At 55.9% G+C, this 13,164-nt stretch carries 16 protein-coding genes; 7 read left to right on the top strand and 9 right to left on the bottom strand.

Features of this window, described 5'->3' with window-relative positions; translation table 11 throughout:
- Window positions 1-93: 93 nt before the first annotated feature.
- From mutM to radC, 4 genes are all read right to left on the bottom strand, one after another.
- Window positions 94-936 (bottom strand): bifunctional DNA-formamidopyrimidine glycosylase/DNA-(apurinic or apyrimidinic site) lyase, encoded by an 843-nt coding sequence (gene mutM, locus V8L70_RS03525; RefSeq protein ID WP_336268868.1) that lies wholly within the window; start codon window positions 934-936, stop codon window positions 94-96.
- Between the two features lie 157 nt (window positions 937-1,093).
- On the bottom strand, window positions 1,094-1,249 hold the full coding sequence (gene rpmG, locus V8L70_RS03520; RefSeq protein WP_007111734.1) for a 50S ribosomal protein L33: 156 nt from the start codon (window positions 1,247-1,249) through the stop codon (window positions 1,094-1,096).
- Between the two features lie 25 nt (window positions 1,250-1,274).
- Window positions 1,275-1,511 carry a 50S ribosomal protein L28 gene (gene rpmB / locus V8L70_RS03515; RefSeq protein ID WP_022520205.1) on the bottom strand — a complete coding sequence of 79 codons (237 nt, stop codon included), beginning with the start codon at window positions 1,509-1,511 and terminating at the stop codon, window positions 1,275-1,277.
- A gap of 258 nt (window positions 1,512-1,769) precedes the next feature.
- Window positions 1,770-2,444 carry a RadC family protein gene (radC, locus tag V8L70_RS03510; protein ID WP_101147429.1) on the bottom strand — a complete coding sequence of 225 codons (675 nt, stop codon included), beginning with the start codon at window positions 2,442-2,444 and terminating at the stop codon, window positions 1,770-1,772.
- Window positions 2,445-2,616: 172 nt separating this feature from the next.
- Here radC and coaBC point away from each other — a divergent pair, with 172 nt between their 5' ends.
- The 5 genes from coaBC (at window position 2,617) to slmA (ending at window position 7,553) form a co-directional block, all read left to right on the top strand.
- The gene (gene coaBC, locus V8L70_RS03505; RefSeq protein WP_336268867.1) at window positions 2,617-3,954 is read left to right on the top strand and encodes a bifunctional phosphopantothenoylcysteine decarboxylase/phosphopantothenate--cysteine ligase CoaBC; all 1,338 of its coding nucleotides are present in this window, start codon (window positions 2,617-2,619) and stop codon (window positions 3,952-3,954) included.
- Window positions 3,951-4,409, top strand: a complete 459-nt coding sequence (gene dut, locus V8L70_RS03500; protein ID WP_336268866.1) for a dUTP diphosphatase — start codon at window positions 3,951-3,953, stop codon at window positions 4,407-4,409. The genes coaBC and dut overlap by 4 nt, the downstream gene beginning before the upstream one ends.
- An 87-nt stretch (window positions 4,410-4,496) precedes the next feature.
- A complete protein-coding gene (locus V8L70_RS03495; protein WP_336268865.1) occupies window positions 4,497-5,882 on the top strand; it encodes a phosphomannomutase/phosphoglucomutase in 1,386 nt (461 codons plus the stop codon).
- A 143-nt stretch (window positions 5,883-6,025) separates the two neighbouring features.
- The gene (gene argB, locus V8L70_RS03490; protein WP_101147433.1) at window positions 6,026-6,925 is read left to right on the top strand and encodes an acetylglutamate kinase; all 900 of its coding nucleotides are present in this window, start codon (window positions 6,026-6,028) and stop codon (window positions 6,923-6,925) included.
- A 19-nt stretch (window positions 6,926-6,944) separates the two neighbouring features.
- Window positions 6,945-7,553, top strand: a complete 609-nt coding sequence (gene slmA / locus V8L70_RS03485; RefSeq protein ID WP_101147434.1) for a nucleoid occlusion factor SlmA — start codon at window positions 6,945-6,947, stop codon at window positions 7,551-7,553.
- 86 nt (window positions 7,554-7,639) lie between these two features.
- On the opposite strand, the gene rpoH is transcribed toward slmA, so the two are convergent.
- The 4 genes from rpoH to ftsY form a co-directional block, all read right to left on the bottom strand.
- Complete coding sequence (gene rpoH, locus V8L70_RS03480; protein WP_008959900.1) at window positions 7,640-8,506, bottom strand: RNA polymerase sigma factor RpoH; 867 nt, start codon at window positions 8,504-8,506, stop codon at window positions 7,640-7,642.
- Window positions 8,507-8,639: 133 nt separating this feature from the next.
- Complete coding sequence (gene ftsX / locus V8L70_RS03475; protein ID WP_336268864.1) at window positions 8,640-9,683, bottom strand: permease-like cell division protein FtsX; 1,044 nt, start codon at window positions 9,681-9,683, stop codon at window positions 8,640-8,642.
- The gene (ftsE, locus tag V8L70_RS03470) at window positions 9,680-10,348 is read right to left on the bottom strand and encodes a cell division ATP-binding protein FtsE (RefSeq protein ID WP_008959902.1); all 669 of its coding nucleotides are present in this window, start codon (window positions 10,346-10,348) and stop codon (window positions 9,680-9,682) included. Before ftsE ends, ftsX begins: the two co-directional genes overlap by 4 nt.
- Window positions 10,345-11,643, bottom strand: a complete 1,299-nt coding sequence (gene ftsY / locus V8L70_RS03465; protein WP_336268863.1) for a signal recognition particle-docking protein FtsY — start codon at window positions 11,641-11,643, stop codon at window positions 10,345-10,347. The genes ftsE and ftsY overlap by 4 nt, the downstream gene beginning before the upstream one ends.
- Window positions 11,644-11,733: 90 nt before the next feature.
- On the opposite strand from ftsY, the gene rsmD reads away from it, so the two are divergent.
- Both rsmD and zapB read left to right on the top strand, forming a co-directional pair.
- The gene (gene rsmD / locus V8L70_RS03460) at window positions 11,734-12,366 is read left to right on the top strand and encodes a 16S rRNA (guanine(966)-N(2))-methyltransferase RsmD (RefSeq protein ID WP_176302504.1); all 633 of its coding nucleotides are present in this window, start codon (window positions 11,734-11,736) and stop codon (window positions 12,364-12,366) included.
- 134 nt (window positions 12,367-12,500) lie between these two features.
- Complete coding sequence (zapB, locus tag V8L70_RS03455) at window positions 12,501-12,695, top strand: cell division protein ZapB (protein ID WP_008959905.1); 195 nt, start codon at window positions 12,501-12,503, stop codon at window positions 12,693-12,695.
- Between the two features lie 38 nt (window positions 12,696-12,733).
- On the opposite strand, the gene V8L70_RS03450 is transcribed toward zapB, so the two are convergent.
- A complete protein-coding gene (locus tag V8L70_RS03450; protein ID WP_336268968.1) occupies window positions 12,734-13,141 on the bottom strand; it encodes a GNAT family N-acetyltransferase in 408 nt (135 codons plus the stop codon).
- Window positions 13,142-13,164 lie beyond the last annotated feature (23 nt).

The following is a 13,164-nucleotide window of genomic DNA, read 5'->3' as shown; positions in this document are numbered from 1 at the left end:
CAATCTCCAAAAACTTTGTTTTAAAAACCTAGGCAAAGCAAAAATTAGCCAAGGCAAAACGTCAGTAAAACATTAGCACTTATTAGGCAGGCATTAGCGCTGGCAACCGGGGCAAAATACACTGGCTCGCTGGCCTAGCGTAATGCGGCGAAGCTCCGCGCCGCAGCGCAAACAGGGCTGACCGTGGCGGCCGTAAACATTTAGCCGCTGAGCAAAGTAGCCGGGCTCTCCCTGGCCGCTAACAAAGTCTCTCAGCGTAGTGCCACCCTGGGTAATCGCCGCCGCCAGCACCTCTTTCACAGCAAGGGCTAAAGCGTCATAACGAGCGCGAGAAACTCTCCCTGCCGCACGGCGCGGATCAATGCCCGCCATAAACAGCGCTTCCGCGGCGTAGATATTACCGGCACCCACCACTACCTGGTTGTCCATCAGAAATGGCTTTACTGCCACACGCTTGTTGCGCGAGCGGGCGTAAAGCCACTTGCCATTAAACGCATCAGACAATGGCTCGGGCCCCAAATGCGCAAGACGCTTATCCTGCGTTTCATCCTTGGCCTGCCAATCCACAAAGCCAAACCGACGGGGGTCGTGATAACGCAACACATAGCCGTTAGCGGTGACCACATCGACATGGTCATGCTTTTTAGGCAAATCCCCCACCTGGGCAATACGCAGGCTACCCGACATGCCCAAATGCCATAACAGCGTGGCACTAGCATCATCTGCAAGCGCACTAACCGGCTGAATGGGAATCTGCAGATATTTTGCCCGCCGCTTCAATACGCCAATGCGTGCGCCCACCAACCGCTCGGCCAAGTCATCCGGCACGGGCACGCGCAGCCGCGGCTGACGCACCAGCACTTCGGTGACTTCCTGACCTTCAATATAAGGCGCAATCCCACGGCGGGTGGTTTCAACTTCGGGCAGTTCGGGCATATTTGAGCATCGTAACGGCTTGTGATGACAGCCTAATGAAGATGGATTCGCTAGGCATGCTGCGCATAAAAAGCATGCATGCAAAAACCCGGCTTGGGGCCGGGTTTTTGCACAGACGTTCGCCTGCAGAGAAAACCGATCATCATCGCTTACGCGATTACTTGATCTTGGCTTCCTTGTAGATAACGTGCTTACGGACAACCGGATCGAATTTCTTGAATTCGAACTTATCCGGGGTATTCCGCTTGTTCTTATCAGTGGTGTAGAAGTGACCAGTACCGGCACTAGACACCAACTTGATTTTATCGCGCATGGTTCAACTCTCCCAATAGGCTTACTTAGATAGCGTCGCCGCGCTTACGAATAGCGACCAAAACTGTGTCGATACCTTTCTTGTCGATGATGCGCATTCCTTTAGTGGAAACGCGCAGCTTGACGAAGCGGTTTTCAGACTCTACCCAAAAACGGTGGGTGTGCAGGTTTGGCAAGAAACGACGACGTGTCTTACGCTGGGAGTGTGAAACGTTATTTCCAGTTACCGGACGCTTGCCGGTAACCTGACATACTTTGGACATTAGAGCCTCCAACTGCTTGGCCAGGATATAAGAACCTGAGTGTTCAAAACTGTCGGGCAAACCGGAGCAGGGAAGGTGTCGGCGCCGTTAACCGCCAAGCTTTATCCAAATCCGTTATTCAACCCAAGTTTAAAGGTGGCACTTTATACCAGAGCACCCGACTAGCAGCAAGCAAAACCCACTAAAAAGGTTAAATAAGCGCCATTTTGCTCATTTAACTTAGATAGCGTCACGCAATGTACTGCGCGTTGATTCTGCTTATAGCCAGCCACGCTCGGCAAAAGAGACCACTTCTCCATCTCCCACCACGAAATGATCCAACACGCGCACTTCAAACAGTGCGAGCGCGTCTTTTAAGCGTTCGGTGATTCGTCGATCAGCATCGCTTGGCTCTGCCACACCCGATGGGTGATTGTGAGCCAGGATAACGGCGCCAGCACTAAGTTCTAAAGCGCGCTTGGCAACTTCGCGGGGGTAAACAGATGCGCTGTCTAGGGTACCGCGAAACAGCGATTCATAGCGAATAATTCGGTGCTGTGTATCCAAAAAAAGCACCGCAAACTCTTCATGGCCTAAATGACGCAGCTGGGAGCTCAGATAGTGGCGCACCAAGGCAGGCGATGTCAGTGCATTGCCACGCGCCAACTGGCTAGCCAAATGGCGCCGCGACAACTCAAGCGTAGCCTGTAGTTGGGCATACTTAGCGGTGCCTAGCCCATGGGCAGCGCAGAAACTTGCTTGATCAGCCTCCAACAGTTGGCGTAAGCCACCAAAGCTTGTGAGCAAATCCCTCGCCAAATCAACCGCTGAGCGCCCCTGCACGCCGACGCGCAAAAAAATAGCCAGCAACTCCGCATCCGAAAGCGCCTGGGCACCTGCGTTTAATAATTTCTCCCGCGGCCGCTCACCCTCTGGCCAGTGATTGATTCCCATCGCACCTTCCCGCTTTGTCCGCCCTTGGTAATTAACGCAATCCGCGTTCAAACCCAATCACGCAGCCTGCCTCAGTAAACCTAGCTTACCCTTGTTTCTCCCCAATATGCCAAATTGGTGGTGCCAGTGGTATGGTAAGCCTCCTCACGAACGCTGATGTGGATGACTGAACATGGCTTCTGTTGCTGACACAACAAGCACCCCGATAAACGCTTTCACCACTGGCTCAACACTCACCGGCAAACGGGTGCTACTCGGGGTTAGCGCGGGTATTGCTGCTTACAAGAGCGCGTTGCTTGTGCGCCTGCTTAAGCAAGCGGGCTGCGAGGTGCGTGTGGTAATGACCGATGGGGCTCAGGCCTTTATTACGCCGCTCACCCTGCAGGCACTCTCCGGTGAGCCGGTGCGCACCTCCTTACTCGACCCGGAAGCCGAAGCGGGCATGGGCCATATTGAGCTGGCCCGCTGGGCGGATGTAGCACTCATCGCCCCAGCCACGGCCGACTTAATCGCTCGATTAGTGCTCGGCATGGCTGATGATTTGCTCACCACGCTCTGCCTGGCCTCAGAAGCGCCCAAGCTGATTGCCCCGGCAATGAACCAGGCGATGTGGCGCCACCCGGCCACTCAGCGCAATGTGGCGCAGCTGCAGCAAGACGGCTGGCAGCAAATAGGCCCTGCCGCGGGCGATCAAGCCTGTGGTGATGTGGGGCCTGGCCGCATGAGTGAGCCTGAAGAGATATTTAGTGCTGTGATAGCACTGTTTGCAGCGCCACCTTCTCCTTATTATGGCTCCTCCGCTGGCGCCCCTCATGTAGTGATCACCGCTGGCCCAACTCGCGAACCGTTGGACCCGGTACGCTATATTTCCAATCACAGTTCGGGAAAAATGGGCTTTGCTTTAGCTGCAGCGGCAGTGGCGCAAGGCGCTAAAGTGACGCTGATCAGCGGGCCAGTTAACTTACCCACCCCGCCGGGCGTTACGCGGGTTGACGTTGAGTCAGCCGAGCAGATGCACAGTGAAGCACAGCGGTTAGCGCCTCAAGCGGCGCTATTTATCGGCTGCGCGGCGGTTGCTGATTACCGTGCGGCGGCACCCGCCGAGCACAAGCTCAAGAAGCGGGACGATAGCGACACTCTCACCCTGACCCTGGTGAAAAATCCTGACATTATCGCCAGCATAGCGGCGCTTCCCGCTGGGCAGCGCCCGCTGGTAGTTGGCTTTGCCGCCGAAACCCAAGAAATAGAGCGCTACGCGCAGGATAAACTGCAGCGCAAAGGGCTGGATATGATCGTGGCTAACGATGTTTCCCAGGCGGGCCTGGGGTTTGGCAGCGACCAGAATGCCGCCTGGTTACTATGGCGCACCGCAGAAGGCGTTGAAAGCCGGGCGGAAGCACCCCAGCCGAAAACCCAGCTGGCCGCTACGATCATTCACCAGGCGCTCACCCTGCTATCGACGACAGCACCTGAAACAACCTCTACTAACGCTTCTGGAGAACCCCAATGAGTGCCCGCCCCCGCCTGCAGTGCAAAGTGTTAGATGAACGCTTGCACGACTATCTCCCCACCTATGCAACGGCAGGCTCTGCAGGCATGGATCTACGCGCCCTGCTGGACGCGCCGCTGACCTTGACGCCCGGCGACTGCCAGCTCGTGCGCACGGGCATTGCCATCTATATTGAAGACCCAGGCTTAGCAGGCATGATTCTGCCGCGCTCCGGTTTGGGGCATAAGCACGGCATTGTACTGGGCAACTTGGTGGGCTTGATCGACTCCGATTACCAGGGCGAGCTGATGATTTCGGTCTGGAACCGGGGCCAGAGCGACTTTACCCTTGCCCCCTTCGACCGCCTGGCACAGTACGTGCTTGTGCCTGTTGTGCAAGCCGAACTCACTCTTGTGGACGCGTTTGAAGACTCCCTGCGGGGAAGCGGCGGGTTTGGCAGCACCGGCAGTCAGTAGCTATTAGCAATAGCCATTAGCAATAGCAATTGACAGGACGTGGTTAAGAAACCTTTGCAAGGCAATTTCTGTTTAGCTGGGAAGCCTATGAACGCACAGACCGTACCCGCTTCGATTTTTCGCGCCTACGATATCCGCGGTATCGTTGACGACACGCTCACCGAAGAGACGGTAGAAATGATCGGACGCGCCGTGGGCTCGGAAGCCGCCGCACGGGGCGAATCCAGCGTGGTAGTCGCACGCGACGGTCGCCTTTCAGGCGCTCGGCTGCAAGCAGCGCTGATGCGTGGCCTGAATGCTGCAGGACGAGACGTTATTGATATCGGCATGGTCCCCACGCCGGTGCTGTACTTCGCCACCCATATCTTGCCAGGCACCCAATCAGGCGTGATGGTTACCGGCAGTCATAACCCGCCTGATTACAATGGCTTTAAAATCGTGCTGAGCGGCGAAACGCTCTCCGGCGATGCGATTACCGCGCTGTTTGAGCGTATCCAGTCTAGCAACCTGGAGAGCGGTCAAGGCAGCATCACCCAGCAGGATCTCCGCGAAACGTATTTAGCGCGCATTTTAGGTGACGTTAAGATCAACCGGCCGATCAAAGCCGTGGTCGACTGCGGCAACGGGGTTGCTGGCGAGCTTGGCCCGCAGCTACTAACCCGCCTGGGTATTGAAACGATTGCGCTGTTCGATGAGATCGATGGCCACTTTCCCAATCACCACCCGGATCCTGGCAAACCGGAAAATATGCAGGACTTGACGCGCAAGGTGCAAGAAACGGGCGCTGACATTGGGCTTGCCTTTGATGGCGATGGCGACCGAGTAGGCGTGGTCACCTCCACCGGCAAGCTGATTTATCCCGACCACCTGCTGATGGTATTTGCCACCGATATGCTCACGCGCCTGCCCGGCGCCAAGGTTATTTTTGATATCAAGTGCACCGGCAACCTAGTCAAAGTGATTAGTGATGCTGGGGGCGAGCCTGAGATGTGGCGAACCGGTCACTCCCTGATCAAAGCGCGCATGAAAGAGACCGGCGCTCAGTTGGGCGGAGAGATGAGCGGGCATATTTTTTTCCAAGAGCGCTGGTATGGTTTTGACGATGGCCTCTATGCCGCCGCTAGGCTGGTAGAAATCCTCGCCAACCAGCCTGACGATGCGGATACTTTTTTCGCCACATTTCCCCAAGACGTTGGTACCCCGGAAATAAATATTGCGGTTACCGACGCTAACAAATTTTCTCTAATAGATAAGCTTGCTCGCGAGGGCGACTTCGGCGAAGGTATCAAAACTACGCTGGACGGTATTCGCGTTGATTACCCGGATGGCTGGGGATTATGTCGCGCCTCTAACACCACACCAGCCCTGGTTATGCGCTTTGAAGGCAAGACCGATGCCGCGCTAGCTCGCATTAAAACGGTTTTTAATAACGCGCTACAGCGCGTCGCGCCAGATATTGAGCTGCCCCAGTAATGAGATAGCTCTTCAAATTGCTCTTCACATAGCTCTTCATATAGTTAGGCGCTGAAGGGATCGCGCGCTTAGAAAGCGCGACCCTCACTACTCAATCAGCATAAACGTTAGCAGCATAATAAACGTTCGCAAGGGACAACCTCATGAGTTCAACCAGTCGCGACCCGCAGGTCGTTGTGGAGGTGCTTTCCGAAGCCCTCCCCTACATTCAGCAGTTTTCAGGCAAAACGGTGGTGGTCAAATACGGCGGCAACGCCATGACCGAAAGCACCCTGATTGACTCCTTTGCCCGCGATATCGTGCTAATGAAGGAAGTCGGCATCAACCCGGTAGTGGTGCATGGCGGCGGGCCGCAAATCGGCGACCTACTCAAAAAGCTCAATATCGAGTCACGCTTCGTCAACGGCATGCGGGTCACCGACTCGCAAACCATGGACGTGGTCGAGATGGTGCTGGGCGGTTTGGTTAATAAAAGCATCGTGAATCTGATCAACCAGAGCGGCGGCAAGGCGATCGGCCTGACCGGCAAGGACGGCGCACAAATTCGTGCCCGCCAACTCAAGGTCGAACATCAAAGCCCCGAAATGACGGCCCCGGAGATTATCGATATCGGCCACGTGGGCGAAGTGGAATCGATCTCAACCGAGTTGATTGAGATGCTGGCAGCGCGCGACTTTATCCCGGTAATCGCCCCGATTGGCGTCGATGCTGCGGGCCATAGCTACAATATCAATGCTGACTTGGTAGCAGGCAAGATTGCCGAAGCGCTTAACGCTGAAAAGCTGATGCTGCTCACTAACGTCGCCGGCCTCATGAACGCTGAAGGCGAGGTGCTCACTGGCTTAACCACCGCACAAGTCGATGCCCTGATCGAAGATGGCACTATCTATGGCGGCATGCTGCCCAAAATTCGCTGCGCACTGGATGCGGTGAAAGGCGGTGTGAATAGCTCGCACATTATTGATGGCCGTGTCCCCCACGCGGTATTGCTGGAAATTTTCACCAATGCTGGGGTGGGCACCCTAATCACGGACGCGAGCTAACCGCGACGGAGGGCACATCATGAGCGAAGATCAAAAACCTCGCCGCCGCGAGCAGATACTCCAAGCACTGGCATTAATGCTTGAAGAAGACAGTGGCAAACGCATTACTACTGCCGCTCTCGCTCGTCAGGTAGGTGTTTCAGAAGCAGCGCTCTACCGTCACTTCCCCAGCAAAGCACGTATGTTTGAGGGGCTGATTGATTTTATTGAAGAGAGCATTTTTGAGCGCATTACGCGTATTTTAGACGACGTACCCGACGCCACTACCCGCTGCGGCACCATCTTGGCGCTGCTACTGGGCTTCGCCGAGAAAAACCCTGGGCTAGCCCGGGTGATGGGGGGCGACGTACTCACCGGCGAAACAGCAAGGCTACGCCAACGGATAAATCAGCTTTTTGAACGCCTGGAGATGCAGCTCAAACAGGTACTACGCGAAGCCGAACTGCGTGAAGGTCTGCGCCCTACGATTCCCGCTTCCGCCGCCGCTAATTTACTGGCGGCCCAAGCAGAAGGCCGGATTTCGCAGTACGTACGCAGCGACTTTAAGCGCCTACCCACCGAACACTGGGAAGATCAATGGTCGCTGTTATCTGCGCAACTACTGCGCGCCGCGGCACAGCCCGCCTAGATTAAACCGCAGATGAAGGCTACACAAAAAAACCGGCACCTTTTGCAAGGGCCGGTTTTTTAATACGACAAATACTACCAGCTGACTTAAGCCACCATCGGCTCGCCCATTTTCTGGCGCAGCTTTTTCATCGCATTCTTTTCAAGCTGACGAATACGCTCAGCGCTGACCCCATAGACATCGGCTAGGTCGTGCAGCGTCTCTTTACTATCGGCTAACCAGCGACGCTGCAGGATATCTCGCGAGCGCTCATCAAGCCCCTCAAGCGCGACCTGTAACCGACGCGTCGAGTCTTCCTCGAAGTTGCTATCTTCCAACTGCGTGGCAGGGTCTGATGCGGCGTCATCCAGGAAATGCACCGGCGCCTGATAGGTACTCTCTTCATCATCGCCTGCGGGTGCATCGAAACCGGCATCGTAAGAGGAAAGACGGCCTTCCATATCGCGCACGATCTCAGGCTTGACGTCGAGATCTTTAGCAATGGCGGACACTTCGTCGTTGTTCAGCCACGCCAAGCGCTTCTTCGCGCTACGCAGGTTGAAGAACAGCTTACGCTGCGCTTTGGTGGTGGCAATCTTGACGATACGCCAGTTACGCAGCACAAATTCGTGAATTTCCGCTTTGATCCAATGCACGGCAAAAGAGACCAGACGAACGCCTTGATTAGGGTCGAAGCGCTTGACGGCTTTCATTAAGCCAACGTTACCTTCTTGAATTAAATCCGCTTGGGGTAACCCATAGCCAGAATAACTACGCGCAATGTGAACCACAAAGCGCAAATGTGACATCACTAAACGCCGAGCAGCTTCCAGATCACCGTCATCGTAAAGACGATAGGCGAGCTCTCGCTCTTCATCAGCGGTTAAAACCGAAATTCCATTAACTGCGCGGATATAGCCGCCCAGATCACCGCCGGGTGAAAGCTGCCCCACCGGTATAAGACTAGTGCTCATGTGCAGGTGGTCTCCCCTGTAACCCATCGTGGTTGACGTAGCACGTTATCAATAACCTATTACCTTAAATTCTGTCCTACAAAGACCTTATCGCGAGAATAAGGTTCACGCGCTATTGAATCGGCCTGCTGAATCATTTTGGACGGATACTTGAGAGATGACGAGTTACCGCCAACCAAGCACCCAACCAGCCTAATAGTGTACTGCAAGATAGCAGAATTGTAGAGCCTGTCACGTCGAATTGAGGTAATGAGAAGCTGGCACCGTAGCTCGCCGCCAGGGCAGCTACCGGGAGGGAAAGCCAATGATTGCCCAGGCCTAACAGACCCAGCGCTAACAGCCCACCACCAACACCGTACCAAGCCCCGCTGTACAGGAATGGGCGTCTGACGAAGGCGTGAGTGGCGCCAATCAGCATCACCACTTCAATCTCGCGGCGGCGACTTTCCACCGACAGGCGAATAGTGTTGCCAACCACCAGCAAAACGCCCAGGCCAAACAGCGCTCCCAGCGCCAGCGCAACGCGCCTTCCCAGCTCAGCCAGGTTTCTCAGTCGCTCCACCCAGGCCAGATCAAGACGCACCTCATCAACCCCAGAAAAGGCTTCAAGCGTAGTAGCCAACTGCTGCATGGCGGCCGGTTCGATGCTTGAAGGATGCACCACGATACTGATGGGTAGCGGGTTGCTCTCCAAACCCGCCAAGGCATTATCCAGCCCCAGGGACTGCTGAAACTCCGCCATGCCCTGCTCAGCGCTGATCAACCGGGTTTCGAGCACGCTCTGCTCAGCGTTGACCGCCTCTTCAATACGTTGCGCCTGGGCATCATCAGTGCTCAATTCCAGATAAACGGTAAGCGTGGCGCTTTCATCAAGCTCGGCATCCAGCAGGCGCGCACTGTCCAGGGTCAACCACAGCGCAGCGGGCAGCACCAGGGCAATGGCGATGGCTAACATCGTCAGCAGATTACCCAAGGGATAACGTACCAAGCGCTGAAAACTATCCCACGCCATACTGCGATGGTGGCGTCCCCAGGCCCGCAGACGGCTGGAAAAGCGCGTTTGCTGGGAACGTGCACCTCGCTGTGAGGATTTATCGGCCGGTGGTTTAGCAGCGGCTTTTCGCGGCGTTTTTAATGCCGCTCCCTGCTGGCGCCTTGGGGTCGCGGAGGACTTCATGCCGCCCCCTCGTCGGCCACCAAACGACCATCGCTTAAACGCAGGATGCGGTGGCGCAACTGGGCAATCAGGGCCAAGTCGTGGCTGGCGATCATTACCGTGGTACCAATTCGGTTAAAATCCTCAAACAGCGCCATAATATCCGCTGACAGCTGTGGATCCAGATTACCCGTAGGCTCATCGGCGAGCAGTAGCGCAGGCTTATTGACCACCGCCCGGGCAATGCCGACGCGCTGCTGCTCGCCGCCCGACAGTTCTATCGGCAACGCCTTTTCACGGTGCAGCAGCCCTACTTTATCTAACGCTGCGCGCACACGGCGGGCGGCCTCACGGGGTTCAACCCCCTGAATCTCCAGTGGCAGCGAGACATTGTGGAAAATACTGCGATCAAATAGCAGTTGGTGATCCTGAAAGACCACGCCAATCTGACGCCGATAGAACGGCACCTGACTGGCATGCAGTTGGGCAATATCATGACCCGCCACGACGACGCGCCCGCGACTAGGCTTCTCAAGGCGCATCACTAGGCGTAGTAGCGAGCTTTTCCCCGCACCGGAGTGGCCAGTCAGAAACACCATCTCGCCCCGAGCAACCCGAAAGTTGAGATGCGCCAGGGCTTCGAAACGACCGCCGTAGCGTTTTCCCACATGCTCAAAGGCAATCATGCGCTGGCATCGTCCCCTTGGCGGTCAAACAGCGCGTGGACAAAATCATTAGCCTCGAAGGGGCGCAGATCGTCGATACCCTCCCCTACGCCAATAAAGCGAATGGGTGTTTCCAACTGTTTGGCCAGTGCAAAGATAATGCCGCCTTTGGCGGTGCCATCCAGCTTGGTTAGCGTGATCCCGCTAACTGGCACGGCATCATTAAAGGTGCTGGCCTGGGAAATAGCGTTTTGTCCAGTGCCTGCATCCAACACCAGCATCACCTCATGTGGCGCGGTGTCATCTAGCTTCTGCATCACCCGGTGGACTTTTTTCAGTTCTTCCATCAGGTGGCTTTTGTTATGCAGCCGCCCGGCAGTGTCGGCGATCAGCACATCAACACCTCGCGCAGTGGCGGCCGCTACCGCATCGTAGATTACCGAGGCGCTGTCCGCGCCGGTGTGCTGGGCAATTACTGGCACGCGGTTGCGTTCGCCCCAGACTTTGAGCTGTTCGACAGCCGCAGCACGGAAGGTGTCACCGGCCGCCAACATAACGCTTTTGCCTTCACGCTGAAAACGCTGGGTGAGTTTGCCGATGGTGGTGGTTTTACCCACGCCGTTAACGCCTACCACTAAAATAACAAACGGCCCCTTGCCCGCCTTCTCCAGCACCAGCGGCTTGGCGACCGGCGCCAGCATGGTGGTCAACTCTTCCTGCAAGCCACGGTAAAGCGCCTCAGGGTTATTTAGCTCTTTGCGTGAGACGCGCGCTTCCAGGCGGCCGATAATCTCGGTCGTCGCGTCAATACCGACATCGGCCATTAGCAGCTGCGTTTCCAGATCTTCCAATAGCTCGTCATCAATCTGTTTTTTGCCTAAAAACAGATCGGCGATGCCGTCGGTTAGATTGGCACGGGTTTTCCCCAGGCCTGATTTGATACGTGCAAACCAGCCTTTCTGTTCGCCTTGCTGTTCACTTTTTTCGGCGACTGGCTTTTCCTGTAAAACAGGACGTTGTGCCGTTTCACGAACGGGCTCTGGCTCTGGCTCTGGCTCTGGCTCTGGCTCTGGCTCTGGCTCTGGCTCTGGCTCTGGCTCTGGCTCTGGCTCTGGCTCTGGCTCTGGCAAAGTATCCTGCACGGGCGGGACCTCTTCAACGGCTTCCGAAGAGGTATCTGGAGCCTCAATGCCCCCCTCATCAGCTCGCTCTTGAGGCTGATCTTTTAGACGCTGCTCTTCCTCTGGCGCCTGCTGCGAGTCTTGAGGCGCCTGCTGCGGGTCTTGCTTATTCTTACGCTTAAAAAAACCAAACATGTGTGTTACTCGATATAAATAGTGAACATTAAGGTTATGCTAACACCCTAACCCGAGACTTTGGATAAGCAGCCCGCTACAATCCGCCTCATGACACGACAACGCTCCTCCCGCTCATCCGCTTCCCGCCGCACGCCTGCTCAGCGAGGTGGCAAACCGCTTGGTAAATCACTAGGCAAACTGCGCATTATCGGCGGTGAGTTTCGCCGCCGCCAGCTGCCCATATTGGATAGCCCCGGCCTACGTCCAACACCTGACCGCGTGCGTGAAACGCTGTTCAATTGGCTAGGGCAGCAGCTTTATGGTCAGCAGGTGCTCGACCTCTTCGCCGGTACCGGCGCACTCGGAATTGAAGCGGTCTCTCGCGGTGCGGCCTGTGTCGATTTTGTCGAGCGCGACCCGCGGGTGGCAGCGCAGCTGTCGACTAATCTGACCTCTCTGCATATTACCTCAAGCGCGGTGCATATTAACGATGTTCAGACCTACCTGACACGTCCTGCACAGCCCTATTCACTGGTATTTCTCGACCCGCCCTTTCATCAGCAGTTGGCCGAACCATGCTGTAAAGCGCTGGAGAGTGGCGGCTGGTTGAGTGACGGGGCAATGATTTACCTAGAAACCGAGACATCGCTTGCCCCAGAGGTGCCCGCCAACTGGCAGTTACACCGCGAAACCCAGGCGGGTGAAAGCACCGCACGGCTCTATCAACGTCACCAGCGGTAAACAGCGCTTGCCGCCACGCGGTGGTGGCGTTACGCTCGCTTCATTCGTCCCTGCTGGCAAGCTTTCCGCTTGTTTTTTTGGGTACTTTTTTACTACCGTTTTTTTGGTCTCGTTTTTACGCTAGGGAGATATACATGAGCTTGGAACTATTTAATCAGCTTGAACAGAAAGTCACCGATACTGTTGATGCGCTGGAAATGATGAAACTGGAAAATGAAGAGCTGCGTGGCGAAAACGCCAAGCTGAAAGAGGAGCGCGAAGAGTGGGAGCGTCGCCTCAATAGCCTACTCAGCAAATTCGATAGTCTCGACACGTCCAGCGCCTCTTAATCGACGCCACTCGCGGCCGACAGAGTCTCACGACCAGCTTAGAGTGTCCGCGACATCAGCAGTGCATCCTCGCGCCCAGCGGTACTTTGTGCCGCTGGGTCGCTTTGGGCCGAATGAGCGGCCTGAGCCGGGTAGTATCCTTTCCGGTACCCGTCTTCGGTAAGCCCCATGCGATGATAGAGCCGAATAGCGCTTAGATTCCCCACTCGCACTTCCAACAACAGTCGCTCGCTTGACCAGCGTTGGGCTTGCGTTAAAACGGCTTCCATCAATGCCAGGCCCGCCCCACTGCGGCGGTACTCAGGCACAACCCCTATCGCTTGCAGCTCCGTCTCAAACGGCAGTCGCGCCACGATGGCATAACCTTGCAGCTGTTCACCCTGCCACCAGCCCACTACACAGGTGTCTTGGCTGCCCAGTGCTTCCAGCATTTGCGAGTCGGAGATAGTCTCGACACGTCCAGCGTCTC

The organism is Vreelandella arctica, assembly GCF_037070215.1.
In the GTDB taxonomy this organism is placed as follows: Bacteria; Pseudomonadota; Gammaproteobacteria; order Pseudomonadales; family Halomonadaceae; genus Vreelandella; species Vreelandella arctica.
Note: the sequence above shows the minus strand (reverse complement) of the source record. Positions and strands in the feature narration are given on the sequence as shown.

Excerpts from the sequence above, each read along its gene's own strand:
- dut (WP_336268866.1), top strand. The coding sequence starts at position 3,951 with ATGAGTGCCCGCCCCCGCCTGCAGTGCAAAGTGTTAGATGAACGCTTG.
- ftsY (WP_336268863.1), bottom strand. The coding sequence starts at position 11,643 with ATGTTTGGTTTTTTTAAGCGTAAGAATAAGCAAGACCCGCAGCAGGCG.
- radC (WP_101147429.1), bottom strand. The coding sequence starts at position 2,444 with ATGGGAATCAATCACTGGCCAGAGGGTGAGCGGCCGCGGGAGAAATTA.
- mutM (WP_336268868.1), bottom strand. The coding sequence starts at position 936 with ATGCCCGAACTGCCCGAAGTTGAAACCACCCGCCGTGGGATTGCGCCT.
- rpmB (WP_022520205.1), bottom strand. The coding sequence starts at position 1,511 with ATGTCCAAAGTATGTCAGGTTACCGGCAAGCGTCCGGTAACTGGAAAT.
- argB (WP_101147433.1), top strand. The coding sequence starts at position 6,026 with ATGAGTTCAACCAGTCGCGACCCGCAGGTCGTTGTGGAGGTGCTTTCC.
- zapB (WP_008959905.1), top strand. The coding sequence starts at position 12,501 with ATGAGCTTGGAACTATTTAATCAGCTTGAACAGAAAGTCACCGATACT.
- rpmG (WP_007111734.1), bottom strand. The coding sequence starts at position 1,249 with ATGCGCGATAAAATCAAGTTGGTGTCTAGTGCCGGTACTGGTCACTTC.
- ftsE (WP_008959902.1), bottom strand. The coding sequence starts at position 10,348 with ATGATTGCCTTTGAGCATGTGGGAAAACGCTACGGCGGTCGTTTCGAA.
- V8L70_RS03495 (WP_336268865.1), top strand. The coding sequence starts at position 4,497 with ATGAACGCACAGACCGTACCCGCTTCGATTTTTCGCGCCTACGATATC.
- ftsX (WP_336268864.1), bottom strand. The coding sequence starts at position 9,683 with ATGAAGTCCTCCGCGACCCCAAGGCGCCAGCAGGGAGCGGCATTAAAA.
- rsmD (WP_176302504.1), top strand. The coding sequence starts at position 11,734 with ATGACACGACAACGCTCCTCCCGCTCATCCGCTTCCCGCCGCACGCCT.
- slmA (WP_101147434.1), top strand. The coding sequence starts at position 6,945 with ATGAGCGAAGATCAAAAACCTCGCCGCCGCGAGCAGATACTCCAAGCA.
- rpoH (WP_008959900.1), bottom strand. The coding sequence starts at position 8,506 with ATGAGCACTAGTCTTATACCGGTGGGGCAGCTTTCACCCGGCGGTGAT.
- coaBC (WP_336268867.1), top strand. The coding sequence starts at position 2,617 with ATGGCTTCTGTTGCTGACACAACAAGCACCCCGATAAACGCTTTCACC.